Source organism: Tessaracoccus flavescens, from assembly GCF_001998865.1.
Taxonomy (GTDB): Bacteria; Actinomycetota; Actinomycetes; order Propionibacteriales; family Propionibacteriaceae; genus Arachnia; species Arachnia flavescens.
This window is the reverse complement of record NZ_CP019607.1, coordinates 3,046,335-3,061,685: the sequence shown is the minus strand read 5'-3', so window position 1 is coordinate 3,061,685 and position 15,351 is coordinate 3,046,335. Positions and strand designations below refer to the sequence as shown.

General features: G+C 66.5%; 11 protein-coding genes and 2 rRNA genes. 2 read left to right on the top strand and 11 right to left on the bottom strand.

Annotated elements, in window-relative coordinates; genetic code table 11:
- The first annotated feature begins 13 nt into the window (after positions 1-13).
- Entirely contained in the window at positions 14-1,279 is a 1,266-nt protein-coding gene (locus BW733_RS14835) for a GNAT family N-acetyltransferase (protein WP_077351683.1), read from the top strand.
- Between the two features lie 7 nt (positions 1,280-1,286).
- On the opposite strand, the gene xerD is transcribed toward BW733_RS14835, so the two are convergent.
- The 9 genes from xerD to BW733_RS18010 form a co-directional block, all read right to left on the bottom strand.
- On the bottom strand, positions 1,287-2,204 hold the full coding sequence (gene xerD, locus BW733_RS14830; protein WP_077353044.1) for a site-specific tyrosine recombinase XerD: 918 nt from the start codon (positions 2,202-2,204) through the stop codon (positions 1,287-1,289).
- Complete coding sequence (locus BW733_RS14825) at positions 2,201-2,824, bottom strand: NUDIX domain-containing protein (RefSeq protein WP_077351681.1); 624 nt, start codon at positions 2,822-2,824, stop codon at positions 2,201-2,203. Before BW733_RS14825 ends, xerD begins: the two co-directional genes overlap by 4 nt.
- Positions 2,825-2,828: 4 nt before the next feature.
- On the bottom strand, positions 2,829-4,472 hold the full coding sequence (gene pyrG, locus BW733_RS14820; protein WP_077351679.1) for a CTP synthase: 1,644 nt from the start codon (positions 4,470-4,472) through the stop codon (positions 2,829-2,831).
- A 314-nt stretch (positions 4,473-4,786) separates the two neighbouring features.
- Positions 4,787-6,460, bottom strand: coding sequence for a DNA repair protein RecN (gene recN, locus BW733_RS14815; protein WP_077351677.1), 1,674 nt, complete (start codon positions 6,458-6,460; stop codon positions 4,787-4,789).
- Positions 6,460-7,356 (bottom strand): NAD kinase, encoded by an 897-nt coding sequence (locus BW733_RS14810; protein WP_077351675.1) that lies wholly within the window; start codon positions 7,354-7,356, stop codon positions 6,460-6,462. The genes recN and BW733_RS14810 overlap by 1 nt, the downstream gene beginning before the upstream one ends.
- A gap of 9 nt (positions 7,357-7,365) precedes the next feature.
- On the bottom strand, positions 7,366-8,082 hold the full coding sequence (locus BW733_RS14805) for a TlyA family RNA methyltransferase (protein ID WP_077351673.1): 717 nt from the start codon (positions 8,080-8,082) through the stop codon (positions 7,366-7,368).
- Entirely contained in the window at positions 8,079-8,288 is a 210-nt protein-coding gene (locus tag BW733_RS14800; protein WP_077351671.1) for a hypothetical protein, read from the bottom strand. The genes BW733_RS14805 and BW733_RS14800 overlap by 4 nt, the downstream gene beginning before the upstream one ends.
- Positions 8,285-9,274 (bottom strand): HAD-IIA family hydrolase, encoded by a 990-nt coding sequence (locus tag BW733_RS14795; RefSeq protein WP_077351669.1) that lies wholly within the window; start codon positions 9,272-9,274, stop codon positions 8,285-8,287. Before BW733_RS14795 ends, BW733_RS14800 begins: the two co-directional genes overlap by 4 nt.
- Positions 9,271-10,233, bottom strand: coding sequence for a hypothetical protein (locus BW733_RS18010; RefSeq protein WP_152024744.1), 963 nt, complete (start codon positions 10,231-10,233; stop codon positions 9,271-9,273). The genes BW733_RS14795 and BW733_RS18010 overlap by 4 nt, the downstream gene beginning before the upstream one ends.
- A 48-nt stretch (positions 10,234-10,281) precedes the next feature.
- Here BW733_RS18010 and BW733_RS18005 point away from each other — a divergent pair, with 48 nt between their 5' ends.
- Entirely contained in the window at positions 10,282-11,232 is a 951-nt protein-coding gene (locus tag BW733_RS18005; protein WP_152024743.1) for a hypothetical protein, read from the top strand.
- 539 nt (positions 11,233-11,771) lie between these two features.
- Here BW733_RS18005 and rrf read toward each other — a convergent pair.
- Positions 11,772-11,888 (bottom strand): 5S ribosomal RNA (rrf, locus tag BW733_RS14785).
- Positions 11,889-12,001: 113 nt separating this feature from the next.
- Positions 12,002-15,098, bottom strand: a 23S ribosomal RNA gene (locus tag BW733_RS14780).
- Positions 15,099-15,351 lie beyond the last annotated feature (253 nt).

The window sequence follows — 15,351 nt, the reverse complement described above, 5'->3', positions numbered from 1 at the left end:
TAGCTTTGCCCCCATGCGTGCCCCGTACAGCTATGCCGTGCTGCCCCTCGACACTCCCGACGACGATCCGATCTGGGCGTCCTACGTCAACATCTTCCGCACCGTCTTCCTCGACTCGCGCGCTGCCGACGAGGGCGTCGCGACGTTTCGCGCCCACCGCCGCGAGGACGGCGCGGTGCTCGGCATGGTCACCACCGAGGGGCCGGGCCTCGGTGGTCGCCAGCCGGTGGCCGCGTTCAACGTGGCGAGGAACACGATCAATCACGGGCGCGGCCTGCAGCCGGTCCTGATCGTCAACACGATCGGGGTGCTGCCGAGCCATCGTCGTCGCGGCCTGCTGAAGGAGATGATGCGCCGACAGCTCGACGCCGCACGCGACGACGGGGTGCCGTTCGCGGTGCTCACCGCCAGCGAGGCGACCATCTACGGTCGTTTCGGTTTCGGCCCCGTCGGCCGGGGCTGCGAGCTGAAGATCGACACCCGACGCTTCGGATACCGCGACGGCGTCACGGTGGCCGGCGGAAGCGTCGAGTTCGTCGACCCGTCGTTCCTGAACGACCACTGGAAGGACCTCACCTCCGCCCACCAGGCCGCCCACCGCGGAGCGGTCGGGCACCAGCACGTGCACCTCCTGCTCGACACCGGCGCGTGGGACTCCGAGGCCGCAGGCCCGTCGAAGTCGCTGCGCGCCGCCGTCCACTTCGACGAGGAAGGCACGCCGGACGGGTTCGCGCTGTTCCGGTTCAAGGGATGGGAGGAGTCGTCCAAGGCCGAGGTGTTCAAGGTGTGCGCCGCCGATCCGGACGTGGCGCGGGCCCTCTGGAAGGCGCTCGCGGAGATGGATCTGATCGAGACGCTGCTCGCGACGCCGTCGACGCTGCCGGACCACCTCATCTTGTCTCTTGCCGACTCCCGCGCCGCGAAGGTGGCCGAGGTGGGCGACGGCGTGTGGCTGCGCCTGCTCGACCTGCCTGCCGCAGTCGAGGGGAGGGCGTTCGACGCCGACGGCGAGGTTGTGCTGCGCGTCACCGACGCGATGGGCTACCTCGACGGGGTGTGGCGGCTCAGCGCCGAGGACGGTGTCGGACGTGTCGAGCGCAGCGACGAGGAGGCCGAGGTCACCCTCGCGGCCGATGTGCTCGCGACGCTGTGGCACGGCGACCGCACGGCCTCGCAGGCCGCGGCGGCAGGGCTCGTCGAAGGCAGCCCGGAGGCGGTGCGCAGGCTCGGACGGCTGCTGCGCTGGGACGAGTCGACGGAGAACCTGGCCGCCTTCTGACCCCGATTCAGCGGGCGCGTGGGTGGGCGGCCGCGTGCACCTCGCGCAGGTGTTCGATCGTGACCAGCGTGTAGATCTGCGTCGTCGCGACGGATGAATGGCCGAGCAGTTCTTGCACGACCCGCAGGTCGGCTCCCCCGTCGAGCAGGTGGGTGGCGAACGAGTGGCGCAACGAGTGTGGGGACACCTCGGCCCGGATGGCTGCCCCCTCAGCGGCCCGCTGCATCACCGCCCAGGCCGACTGCCTGCTCAGCCTGCGCCCGCGCTGGTTGAGCAGCAGCGCCGGATCGTGTCGCGCTGAGGCCTGCGCGAGGCTCGGCCGGGCGCGCACCAGGTAGTCGCTGACGGCGCCTGCCGCATAGCTGCCGATCGGGACGACCCGCTCCTTGCCTCCCTTTCCGAGCAGCCGCAGCCCCGCATCGGGATCGGCGAGCGCCGCGCTGACCTCGTCGACGTCGAGGCTGCAGATCTCGGAGACGCGGGCCCCCGTCCCGTAGAGGAGTTCGAGCAGGGCGGCGTCGCGGAGCCCGACGACGCTCGTGCGGTCGGGCGCGTCGAGGATGCGGGTGACGTCGTCGACGCTGAGCGCCTTCGGCAGCCGTTGGGTCAGCTTCGGCGGGGAGACCTCGGCGGCCGGGTCGTCGCGGGTCAGCGACTCGTCGACGAGAAAGGCGTGCAGGCCGCGGACGCTGACCACGTGGCGGGCGACCGAGGCGGGCGCCTGGGCCTCAGACAGGTGCCTGACGAACTCGGTGATGTCGACGGTGGTGACCTCCCCGACCTGCGTCACGCCGCGCCCGGCCAGGAACCCGACGTAACGGTTCAGGTCGCGCCGGTAGGCCGCGACGGTGTTGGCCGAGAGCCCCCGTTCGGCCCGGACGTGGTTGAGGTAGTCCGCGAGGGCCTCGGTCAGGGCGAGGCTCATCGCTCCCGGATCGGCCACGGGGCATCGCCCGGGCGGAGGTCGTCGAGCGTTCCGCGCAGGCGCGCAGTCTCGAGCGCGAGGATGCCGCTGACCAGGGAGGGCGACTCGACTGCCCCGGTCAGCACAGCAGCCACGAGCTCCTCGCGGGGCTGCCAGTCCCAGGTCATGTGCGCCTCCTCGCCCTCCAGGACGAAGCCGTCGGGGCGCTCGGTCGGCGAGAGGTCGCGGGCGAGGAAGATGCGCAGCGTCTCCTCGCACGCCCCTGGCGTCGAGCAGATGTCGACCAGGACGTCCCATCGCTCGGCCGCTAGCGCGACCTCCTCCGCCAGCTCGCGCTGGGCGGCGACGACATAGGGCTCCCCGTCCAGGTCCAGCAGCCCGGCGGGGATCTCGACGAGCTCACTCCTGACCGGGTGCCGGTACTGGCGCAGCACCGCGATGTCGTCGGTGTCCTCGCGCCAGGCGACCACGGCGACGGCCCCGGGGTGGGTCAGGAACTGACGCCGGATCACCTCGCCGGACGGGGTCTCGATCTCCTCGTTGACGAAGGAGGACACGTGCCCCTCTCCGAGCACCTCCCTGGAGCGGACGCTCCAGTTCATCGGCTGGTCACCGCGCATCTGTTCAGCTCTCTCTCCCTGCCCTCGCGAGGGCGGCCTCGATCAGCTTCGAGAATAGAGGGTGCGGGCGGGTGGGCCGCGACTTCAGCTCGGGATGGGCCTGGGTCGCCACGTAGTAGGGGTGCACGTCGGCCGGAAGTTCGACGAACTCCACGAGTCCACCGTCGGGCGAGGTGCCGGAGACGACGAGCCCCGCCTCCTCGAGCCGGTCACGGTAGGCGTTGTTGACCTCGTAGCGGTGGCGGTGCCGTTCCGTGACCTCGGTGGTGCCGTAGGCGGAGGCGGCGATCGAGCCCTCCCGCAGCACCGCCGGGTAGGAACCCAGCCGCATGGAGCCGCCGAGGTCTCCCCCGCCGTCGACGATGTCGACCTGCTCCGCCATGGTCGCGATCACCGGGTCGGGGCTGTCGGGGTCGAACTCGCTGGAGGCCGCGGCGTCGATGCCCGCCAGGTTCCTCGCCGCCTCGATCACCATGCACTGCAGGCCGAGGCACAGGCCGAGCGTCGGGATCCGGTGCTCGCGGGCGTAGCGGAGGGCACCGAGCTTCCCCTCGACGCCTCGGATGCCGAATCCTCCCGGCACGCAGACGGCGTCGACGTCGCCCAGCTCACGCTCGGCTCCCTCGGGGGTGTCGCAGTCGTCGGAGCGCACCCACTTCAGGTTGACCCGGGCATGGTTCGCGAATCCGCCCGCGCGCAGCGCCTCGGAGACGGAGAGGTACGCGTCAGGCAGATCGACGTACTTGCCGACCAGCGCGACGCTGACCTGGTTGCGGGGGTAGTCGACCCGCTCGAGAAGGTCGTCCCAGCTGGTCCAGTTGACGTCGCGGAACGGGACCTGGAGGCGGCGCACGACGTAGGCGTCGAGGCCTTCTGCGTGCAGCACCTTCGGGATGGCGTAGATGCTCGGCGCGTCGGCGCACGAGACCACCGCCTCCGTGTCCACGTCGCACATGAGCGCGATCTTGCGCTTCAGCGAGGCGCTGACCTCGCGTTCGGCGCGGCAGACGATGGCGTCGGGCTGGATGCCGACCTGGCGCAGCGCGGCGACCGAGTGCTGGGTCGGCTTGGTCTTCATCTCCCCGGACGGCTTGATGTAGGGCACGAGGGAGACGTGCAGGAAGAACACGTTGCCGCGGCCGATCTCGTGGCGCACCTGGCGCGCGGCCTCGAGGAAGGGAAGCGACTCGATGTCGCCGACGGTGCCGCCGATCTCGTGGATCACGATGTCGACGTCGTCGGAGGCCATGGCGAGCATCCGGTCGCGGATCTCGCCGGTGATGTGCGGGATCACCTGGACGGTGTCGCCGAGGAAGTCGCCGCGGCGTTCCTTTGCGATGACCCTCGAGTAGACCTGCCCCGTCGTGACGTTGGCGTCGCGGCCCAGGTCGACGTCGAGGAAGCGTTCGTAGTGACCGATGTCCAGGTCGGTCTCTGCGCCGTCCTCCGTGACGAACACCTCACCGTGCTGGAACGGGTTCATGGTGCCGGGATCGACGTTGAGATAGGGGTCGAGCTTCTGCATCGTGACGCGGAGTCCGCGTGCGACGAGCAGGCTCCCCAGCGAAGATGCCGTGAGGCCCTTGCCGAGCGAGGAGACGACGCCCCCCGTGACGAAGATGTGCTTGGTGACCTTCGAGTTATCCACGGACCTCCAGCCTACGTGCCGGAAATTTCCGTTGTGTTACGACACGTGCACCGATTGTGCAGATGAGGCCCGGACCGCGAGTTGCGGGCTCGGAAGGGCGATGGTGCGGGTCTCCGGTTCGCTCGGATCGTCGACCAGCAGTTGCGCGGCCGCCGCCCCGAGGCGGGACGGGTCGCGCAGGAAGGCGACGCTGTTTCTAAACCGGATTAGTGTCCTCGATGGTGCGCCATCTCAGCATGAGCGCGTCAGGTGGAGCGTGCAGGACGGCGCTCAGGAGGGATCAGCCCACGCACGCGGACCGTGCCGGGCGGCGCTCAGGCGCGCCGGGCGGAGTCCAGGAGCTCGGCGGCATGCTCGATACCTGCCTGGGAGTCGGTGCTGCCGCCCATCATCCGGGCGAGCTCGAGCCTGCGCTCCTCATCGCCGAGGCGCCGCACACCCGAGGTCGTGACCTGACCGTCGGAGGCCTTTGCCACGACGAAGTGCGCGTCGGCGAAGGCGGCGACCTGCGCGAGGTGGGTCACGACGATGACCTGGCTGGTCGAGGCGAGCCTTTGCAGCCTTCGGCCGATCTCGAGCCCGACCGCGCCGCCGACGCCCGCGTCGACCTCGTCGAACACGAAGGTGTGGCCCTGTTCGGCCTCGGCGAGCACGACCTCCAGCGCGAGGCGCACGCGCGACAGCTCGCCCCCGGAGGCAACCTTTCCGAGCGGCGCAGGCGCGGAGCCCGGGTTGGCCGAGAAGAGCAGCTCGATCCGGTCTGCCCCGTGCGGGCCGAGCTGCGCGTCGCTGATGTCGAAGCGCAGCTCCGCGTGCGGCATGGCGAGGGCGGCCAGCTCCAGCTTCACGGCGTCGGCAAGTTCGCCTGCGGCCGCATGTCGTGCCTTGGAGATGGCGGCGGCGTCCGAGGCGAGCAGGGCGTCGAGTTCCGCGATGCGGGCGCGGAGAGCGACGATCCGGTCGTCGCTGCCGTCGAGGTCTGCCAGCCGCGCAGCCGACGATGCGGCCCAGGCAATGACCTCGTCGATGGTCGCACCGTACTTGCGGGTGAGCCCTGCGAGCTGCTGTCTGCGCTCTCCCACCGCTTCGAGCCGGGCGGGATCGGCGACGAGGTCGTCGAGATAGCCGGCGACCTCCGCGGCCAGGTCGGTGGCGAGCATGCCGAGCTCGGTGGCGCGGGCGGAGAGCTGGGCGGCGGCGGGATCGCGATCGGCGAGATCAGCGAGTTGCTTGCGGGCCGTCCCCGTCAGCGACACGACGCTCGGTGCGTCGTAGTCCGTCTCGCTTCCGGAGAGGGCCTCATGGCTCTCGCCCGCGAGGCGGCGCAGCTCGTCCAGGTCCATCAGCTTCGCCTGCTCGGAGGCGAGCGCATCGTCCTCGCCGGGCTGGGGCGTGACGGTGTCGATCTCGTCGAGCCCGAAGCGCAGCATGTCGGCCTCCCGTGCGCGCGCCATCGCCTCCGCCTCGAGGCGCTCGAGCTCCGCGGCCGCCGAGCGGCGCTCGGCGAAGTTCGCCTGGTAGCGGGGCAGTTCCTCGGGTCGGGCCCGGGCGTCGAGAAGTTCACGCTGGCGCTCGGGTGTGGAGAGCCGCATCTGGCCAGACTGGCCGTGGATGGTGGCGATCTCGCTCAGCAGCTCGCCGAGCGTCGAGACAGGCACGGCCGCTCCTCCGACGACGGCGCGGGAGCGGCCGTTGGCGTTGACCTGACGCAGGGTGATCAGCTCACCGTCCTCGACGTCACCCCCCGCTTCCGCGACCCGGTCCGCGAACCCCTCCGGAACCTCCCAGCGTCCCTCAACGACCGCCCTGTCGGCACCGCGGCGGACGATGCCCGCGTCGGCCCGGGCGCCGAGCAGGTGCCCGAGGCCGGAGACGATCATGGTCTTGCCTGCGCCGGTCTCACCAGTCAGGGCGGTGAGGCCGGGGCCGAGCTCGAGTTCGGACGCATCGACCACGCCGAAGGCGTCGAGCCGCAGCGAGGTGAGCATCAGGCCTCGCTGCGCTTCCGCCAGCCCTCGACGGGGAGGGCGAACTTCTTGACCAGGCGGGTGGTGAACGGCTGTTCCCCGAGCCGGGCGATCCGGACGCGCTGCGAGTTCGAGGTGATGGTGACGCGTTCCCCGAACTCGAGCTCGTGGCTGCGCCGGCCGTCGCACCAGAGGATGCCGCCGGTTCCCGCATCCTCGGGAATGTCGAGCGTCACCGCCGACGAGGGGCTGAGCACCATCGGGCGGTTGAACAGCGCGTGCGCGGCGAGCGGCACCATCAGGATGGCCTGGACGTCCGGCCACACGACCGGGCCCCCGGCAGAAAAGCCGTAGGCCGTCGAGCCGGTCGGGGTGGACACGAGCACGCCGTCGCAGCCCCACCGTGAGAGTGGGCGCCCGTCGACGCTGACCAGGACGGTCAGCATCCGTTCACGGGCGAGCTTCTCCAGGGACACCTCGTTGACGGCCGGCGAGCTCCAGGTGAGCTCGCCCTCGGGATTGCGGACCTCGACCTTGAGGGTGGTGCGCTCCTCGACGTCGTAGCGCCGCTCGGCGACGACCGATGGCAACTCCTCGAGGTCAGAGGGTTCCATCTCGGCGAGGAATCCGACGTGGCCGAGGTTGACTCCGAGCAGCGGGACGCCGAGCGGGAGCGCCCATTCCGCCGCGCGCAGGATGGTGCCGTCGCCGCCGAAGACGACGGCGATTTCGGCTGGATGGTGGTCGAGGGCGCGCAGCTCCGCGTCGGGGACGAGCGCGCTGAGTCGCTCGAGGTCGCCGTCGAAGACGAGGAACTCGAACCCCATGGCATCGAGCGACTCCATGAACTGGACGGCCTTGTCGGTCGCCTCCTCCCGCTCGGGGTGGACGAGCACGGCCACGGTTCGCTGCTTCACGAGCCCAGCCTACCGAGTGAGCCGGACAAAGAACTCCACGTTGCCCGCCGATCCGGGAAGACGCGACTCCCCTCGCCAACGCTCGAGCCAGCCGAGCTCGGCGGCGTCAGCGCAGACGGCGTCGACCGCCTCGCGGCGCAGCGCGGCATCCCGGACAACGCCCCCGGAGCCGAGCCTCTCGCGCCCGACCTCGAACTGCGGCTTGACCAGCAGCAGCGCCTCGCCGTCCTGGTTCAGCACGCCGAGCAGTCGTGGCAGCAGCAGGCGAAGCGAGATGAATGACACGTCGCCGACGACAAGGTCGACGGGCTCACCCCCCAGATGGTCGAGCGTGAGGTCGCGCAAGTTGAGCCCCTCATGGACCACCACCCGCGGGTCCCGGCGAAGCTCGGCGACGAGCTGGTCGTGTCCCACGTCGACGGCATGGACGCATCGCGCCCCTCGCTCGAGGAGCACCTGGGTGAAGCCCCCCGTCGAGGCACCTGCGTCGAGCACGCGGGCGGGGATCTGGAGGCCGGTGTCGTCGAGCGCGCCGAGCAGTTTGTGCGCGGCACGCGAGACCCAGCGCTCGACCTCGGCAGAGATCTCGTCGGTTGGCGCGACGGGCTGGGACGGCTTGGCTGCAGGCCTGGTGTTGATGGTGACCCGTCCGTCGGCGATCAGCTGGGCGGCATGGTTGCGTGAGCGGGCGATGCCCCGCTCGACGAGCGCGAGGTCGAGCCTCACCCTTCGACGCCGGGAAGCCCCGGACGGGTCACATCGGGGTCGTTGCTGAGCACACCCGCGAGGATCGCCTGCGCCCGGGTCAACCGTCGCGTCTGCTCCTCGAGCGGCAACTCGTCCAGTCCCTCGAGGGCGTCCATCGTCTCGCCGACGAGCGCCCTGCGGTTCTCGTCGGCGGCGAAGGCGCTGCGAGGGGTGGGGATGTTCACCGAAGCGTGTCCAGGGAATTGAGCACGGCGCTGATGTCGATCTCGAATCGCCACGCGGCCTGCAGCGCGGCCCAGAGCGCGTCGAGCTGCTCGTCGCGGGTGTCGGGACGGGTCGACAGGTAGGCGGCGCCCTCCGCCAGGTCGACCTCCTGGTACCCGCACACGTAGCGCTGGCCATGGAACTCGGCCTCGCGTGGCGGCTCGAGGAGAGCGGCGGCGTCGTAGCCGATGTAGGTCGGGCGGTACTCGGGGGCCGCTGCGGCGAGGTCGTGCTTGCCGTGCGCGCCTGTGAAGACGAACAGCGAGTCCATGCCCACGTTGTTGGCGCCGAGGATGTCGGTGTCGGTGCGGTCGCCCACGAAGATGGGGTGCTCCGCGCCGATCCGCAGCACGGTCTCGTCGAGCAGCGGCCTGAAGGGCTTGCCCGCGATCTGCGGGTCCACTGAGACGCAGGCGCGCACGACGGCGATCTGGGTTCCGAGGCCGGGCACGATCCCCCGGTCGGACGGGCGGGTCAGGTCCGGGTTGGTCGCGTACCAGGCCGCACCCCGCTGAACGGCGAGCGCCGCCTCCTCGAGCTTCGGCCAGGCGATGTCGGGGTGGTATCCCTGGACGACCGCCGCGGGCTCCGCATCGAGCGAGTCGACGAGCGTGAATCCCGCCCCGGTGAGCTGCTCACGCAGCGCGTCGGTACCGACCGCCAGGATCCGGGTGCCGGTCGGCAGGTCGTCGCCCAGCATGCGCAGCGTCGCCATGGTGGAGTTGACGACATCGGCCTCGGCCGCGTCGATGCCGAGCTCGACGAGGTGCTCCGCAACGGTTGCCGGCGTCCGCGCGGCGTTGTTGGTCACGTAGCCCAGATGCACGCCACGGGAGCGGAGCTCGGCGAGCGCGTCGGGAACTCCGTCGATGGCGTAAGGCCCGAGGTAGATCACGCCGTCCAGATCGAACAGTGCGGCGTCGTAGTGCTCTCCCAGGGCCTTCATCGGTCGGAGTCCTCCTCAGTGTCGTCTTCGGACTTCAGGCTATCGTCGGCCGCCTCCGCGTTGTCGACCGGGGTGGCCTCCGCCGACCCGTCGACCTGGTCTGCGTCGCGGGCGGGCTCGGGGTCGCCGATCGGGTCGGTTTCGCCCTCCTCGTCCTCGAGCTCTTCCTCGTCGTCCTCGTCGTCGAAGTCGCCCTCGTCTTCTGAGTCGTCCTCGTCGTCGGAGTCCTCCTCGTCATCGAAGTCCCCCTCGTCTTCTGAGTCGTCCTCGTCGCCGAACTCGTCGTCGTCTTCCTCATCTTCTGGTGTGAAGTCGGGGAGCACGACGCCGTCGATGGCGGCGAGCCGGTCCGAGATGTCGAGGGCGCTGTCGCGGTCGTACGAGGCCGCCGAGGTGAACCATTCGCGGGCCGCGTCGACGTTGCCCTCCTGCTCGAGGAGGTCGGCGTAGGCGTAGCGGAGCCTCGCCTGCGCCGAGTGTGAACCGATCTTGCGGCCGATCGCGGCGGTCAGCAGGCGCAGCGCCTCGGCGCGCTGGCCGAGATCGTCACGGATGCCTGCCTCGACGAGGAGGCACTCGATGCGCAGGTCGACGTTGCGGGTGTTCGGGTCGAGCTCGGCCAGCACCGCGAGGGCCTCACGGTGACGCCCGAGGGCTCGCTCACAGTCCGCGATCACGGGCAGGAGATCGTCCCCGCCGTTCATCCGGCGAATGGCGCGGAACTCCCGCAGCGCGATGGCGTACTCCCCCGCCGCGTAGGCGGTCTCGGCCGCGGCTTCGCGCACGATCGGAAGGCGTCCGGCCCTTCGCCGGGCCGCCTCGGCGTGCCGGAAGGCGAGCTCGGGATCCTCGTCGACGAGCTGGCCGGCGGCCCAGATGTGGGCGCCGACCGTGTCGGCGAGATCCTTGGGCAGCCCCTTCAGTTCGGCCCGCACTCCCATGGGCAGTTCGCTCTCCACGAAGTCGCGAGGGGTGTCGGGCTCGTCTGCACGGGGAAGCGTGCCGGGGTGCAGGTGACGCTCGCGTTCCTCGCCCTGGTCACGGTCGAACCCGCGACGGTCATCGTCACGACGCGGGCCGCGGCGGTCATCACCGCGGGAGAACGAGCGACGATCCCCGCCCTGGTAGCCACCACGGCGGTCATCGTCACGGGAGAACGAACGGCGGTCTCCGCCACGCTCGTCATCGCGACGGTAGGGCTTACGGTCCCCGCCCTGGTAACCACCACGGCGATCATCATCACGGGAGAACGAACGGCGCTCGCCGCCACGCTCGTCATCGCGACGGTAGGGCTTACGGTCCCCGCCCTGGTAACCACCACGGCGGTCATCATCACGGGAGAACGAACGGCGCTCGCCGCCACGCTCGTCATCGCGGCGGTAGGGCTTGCGGTCCCCGCCCTGGTAACCACCGCGACGGTCATCGTCACGGGAGAACGAACGGCGCTCGCCGCCACGCTCGTCATCGCGACGGTACGGCTTACGGTCCCCGCCCTGGTAACCACCGCGACGGTCATCGTCACGGGAGAACGAACGGCGCTCGCCGCCACGCTCGTCGTCGCGACGGTAGGGCCTACGGTTTCCACCCTGGTACCCACCGCCGCGCTCGTCATCACGGCGGTACGGCTTACGGTCCCCGCCCTGGTACCCACCACGGCGGTCATCATCACGGGAGAACGAACGGCGGTCGCCGCCGCGCTCGTCGTCGCGGCGGTAGGGCTTGCGGTCCCCGCCCTGGTAACCACCACGGCGGTCATCATCACGGGAGAACGAACGGCGGTCGCCGCCACGCTCGTCGTCGCGACGGTACGGCATACGGTCCCCGCCCTGGTAACCACCACGGCGGTCATCATCACGGGAGAACGAACGGCGGTCGCCGCCACGCTCGTCGTCGCGACGGTACGGCTTACGGTCCCCGCCCTGGTAACCACCACGGCGATCATCGTCACGGGAGAATGAACGGCGGTCGCCGCCACGCTCGTCGTCGCGACGGTAGGGCTTACGGTCTCCACCCTGGTACCCACCGCGACGGTCCCCGCCACGACGGTCATCGTCGCGACGGCCTCCTGAGCGACCTCCGCTTCCCTGCCGGTCGTCGCGGCGACCGTAGCCGCCTCCATCGCGCCTTCGGCGCTGCTCGCCCTCGTGGGAGCCTGACGACCGATCTTCATTAGCCATACCCACCATTCTCCCAGGCTGGTCCCACATTCACCTAACCCGGTGAGGGAGTCCATCCCCGCCTGGAGAGCTGACCTGGCCCGCCGCATATCAACGGGCGAGACACACAACCAATCCAACGCACCCAACCACGGCAGGTTCGCCTGGAAACCCGATCCCGAGCCCGCCGCCACGAGTTGGCTCTGACACAGATCGGTGGCCGGCGCCGGTGACGGTGGCCGTCGGTCGACCACGACCCAGCACGTGCGCTCGTGGTCCACGAAACGGTGGGGAAATGCAAAGGACCCCCAACCACTTGGGTTGGGGGTCCTTTAAAAGAAGTCCGGCGGCGTCCTAGTCTCCCACAGCGTCCCCGCCGCAGTACCATCGGCGCTGAGAGGCTTAACTTCCGGGTTCGGGATGGGACCGGGTGTTTCCCTCTCGCTATGGCCACCGAAACACTATGGAAATAGTGTCGATAACACGAACGATGAACAGTATTGAGTTCTTCGAATTTGCGTGTTCCCGACCGTATCTCGGGAACCTCACAGTGGACGCGTAGCATCTTTGTAGAAACAAGCCCTCGGCCTATTAGTATCGGTCAGCTCCATGCATTACTGCACTTCCACATCCGACCTATCAACCCTGTGGTCTACAGGGGGCCTTACCAGATTAATCTGTGGGAGCCCTCATCTTGAAGCGTGCTTCCCGCTTAGATGCTTTCAGCGGTTATCACTTCCCAACGTAGCCAACCAGCCGTGCTTTTGGTAAACAACTGGCACACCAGAGGTTAGTCCGTCCCGGTCCTCTCGTACTAAGGACAGCTCTTCTCAAGACTCCTACGCGCGCAGCGGATAGGGACCGAACTGTCTCACGACGTTCTAAACCCAGCTCGCGTGCCGCTTTAATGGGCGAACAGCCCAACCCTTGGGACCGACTCCAGCCCCAGGATGCGACGAGCCGACATCGAGGTGCCAAACCATGCCGTCGCTATGGACGCTCGGGCAAGATCAGCCTGTTATCCCCGGGGTACCTTTTATCCGTTGAGTCCTGGCGCTTCCATGTGCCACCAGAAGATCACTAGTCCCGACTTTCGTCCCTGCTCGAGATGTCTCTCTCGCAGTCAAGCTCCCTTGTGCACTTACACTCAAAACCTGATTGCCAACCAGGCTGAGGGAACCTTTGGGCGCCTCCGTTACCTTTTAGGAGGCGACCGCCCCAGTCAAACTACCCATCAGGCACTGTCCCTGATCCAGATAATGGACCTAGGTTAGATAACCAGAGTGACCAGAGTGGTATTTCAACGGCGACTCCACCTGAACTGGCGTCCAAGCTTCAAAGTCTCCCACCTATCCTACACAAGTCACACCGATCACCAATACCAAACTATAGTAAAGGTCCCGGGGTCTTTCCGTCCTGCTGCGCGTAACGAGCATCTTTACTCGTAGTGCAATTTCGCCGAGTTCGTGGTGGAGACAGCGCCCAAATCGTTACTCCATTCGTGCAGGTCGGAACTTACCCGACAAGGAATTTCGCTACCTTAGGATGGTTATAGTTACCACCGCCGTTTACTGGGGCTTAAGTTCAAGGCTTCGCCCAAAGGCTAACCCTTCCCCTTAACCTTCCAGCACCGGGCAGGAGTCAGTCCGTATACATCGTCTTTCGACTTGGCACGGACCTGTGTTTTTAGTAAACAGTCGCTTGGGCCTGGTCTCTGCGACCCTCAACGCTTTCACAGTAAATGCTATACGTATCAGGTCCCCCTTATTCCGAAGTTACGGGGGTATTTTGCCGAGTTCCTTCACCACGATTCTCTCGATCGCCTTGGTATTCTCTACCTATCCACCTGTGTCGGTTTGGGGTACGGGCGGCTAGTATCTCGCTCACGAAGCTTTTCTAGGCAGCATAGGATCACTCTCACATCAGGAAAATCTGATGACACATCATGTCTCAGGCTCAATGAAACGCGGATTTGCCTACGTTTCGCCCTACACACTTGACCCGGTACAACCATGACCGGGAAGAGCTACCTTCCTGCGTCCCTCCGCAGCTTGCCTAATACGAGTTCGGGTCACAGACTCAGCCTGGATCCGTCCGAAGACATCACCAGACCTTGCATGCTTAGCATCACTCGCCTCAGCAGGGGCGATACTTCGCCGGTACGGGAATATCAACCCGTTGTCCATCGACTACGCCTGTCGGCCTCGCCTTAGGTCCCGACTTACCCAGGGCAGATTAGCTTGACCCTGGAACCCTTGGATATTCGGCGGACGGGTTTCTCACCCGTCTTTCGCTACTCATGCCTGCATTCTCACTCGTGTGCTCTCCACGACTGGGTCACCCCGCCGCTTCAACGCGCACACGACGCTCCCCTACCCATCCACACGACGTTACCGTCACATGTGTGAATGCCATAGCTTCGGCGGTTAACTTGAGCCCCGCTAAATTGTCGGCGCAGAATCACTTGACCAGTGAGCTATTACGCACTCTTTCAAGGGTGGCTGCTTCCAAGCCAACCTCCTGGTTGTCTCCGCAACTCCACATCCTTTTCCACTTAGTTAACGCTTAGGGGCCTTAGCTGATGATCTGGGCTGTTTCCCTCTCGACAATGAAGCTTATCCCCCACTGTCTCACTGCCGCGCTCTCACTTACCGGCATTCGGAGTTTGGCTGATTTCGGTAAGCTTGTGGGCCCCCTAGACCATCCAGTGCTCTACCTCCGGTAAGAAACACGCGACGCTGCACCTAAATGCATTTCGGGGAGAACCAGCTATCACGGAGTTTGATTGGCCTTTCACCCCTATCCACAGCTCATCTCCTCGGTTTTCAACCCAAGTGAGTTCGGTCCTCCACGACGTCTTACCGTCGCTTCAACCTGGCCATGGATAGATCACTCCGCTTCGGGTCTAGAGCACGCGACTAAAACGCCCTATTAGGACTTGCTTTCGCTACGGCTTCCCCACACGGGTTAACCTCGCCACGTACCACTAACTCGCAGGCTCATTCTTCAAAAGGCACGCCGTCACCCACCCAAAGGCAGGCTCCGACGGATTGTATGCGATCGGTTTCAGGTACTATTTCACTCCCCTCCCGGGGTACTTTTCACCTTTCCCTCACGGTACTTGTCCGCTATCGGTCACCAAGGAGTATTTAGGCTTAGCGGATGGTCCCGCCAGATTCACACGGAATTTCAGGGGTTCCGTGTTACTTGGGGTAACGCTCGAGAGTGACCAGGTTACATCTACAGGAGTATTACCTTCTATGCTGTAACTTTCACAGAAACTTCGACTTCACTGATCATTTCTTACTCTCTGACTGCTCGACAGCGCAGTCCGAACGGCCCCACAACACCCCATCTGCAACGCCTGTCAGCTATCACACAAATGAGGTTTGGCCTCTTCCGCTTTCGCTCGCCACTACTCACGGAATCACTATTGTTTTCTCTTCCTGTGGGTACTGAGATGTTTCACTTCCCCACGTTCCCTCCAACTGCCCTATATATTCAGGCAGAGGTTGCCGGACATGACTCCGGTATTTCAAGGTTTCCCTATTCGGAAATCCACGGATCAAAGCTCGTTTACCAGCTCCCCATGGCTTATCGCAGGTTACAACGTCCTTCATCGGCTCTTGGTGCCAAGGCATCCACCGATCGCACTTAGTAGCTTGTTAAATCTACAAAGATGCTCGCGTCCACTGTGAAGTTCTCAAGATACGGGCGAGCCCAGAACATCCAACACCCAACCGGGCATCATCAGTCACTGGTCCGCAAGAGAGCGTTGCAAAAACAACCGACCCCTCAGGACCCAACAGCGTGCTCAGACCACGATCCACCCACCAACTTTCCACTCCCACCCAAAAAGGCAGGCTGTACTCACTGAACAAGCATCACAATGGCCGCAGGTCAATGTTCCACATTCCGGTA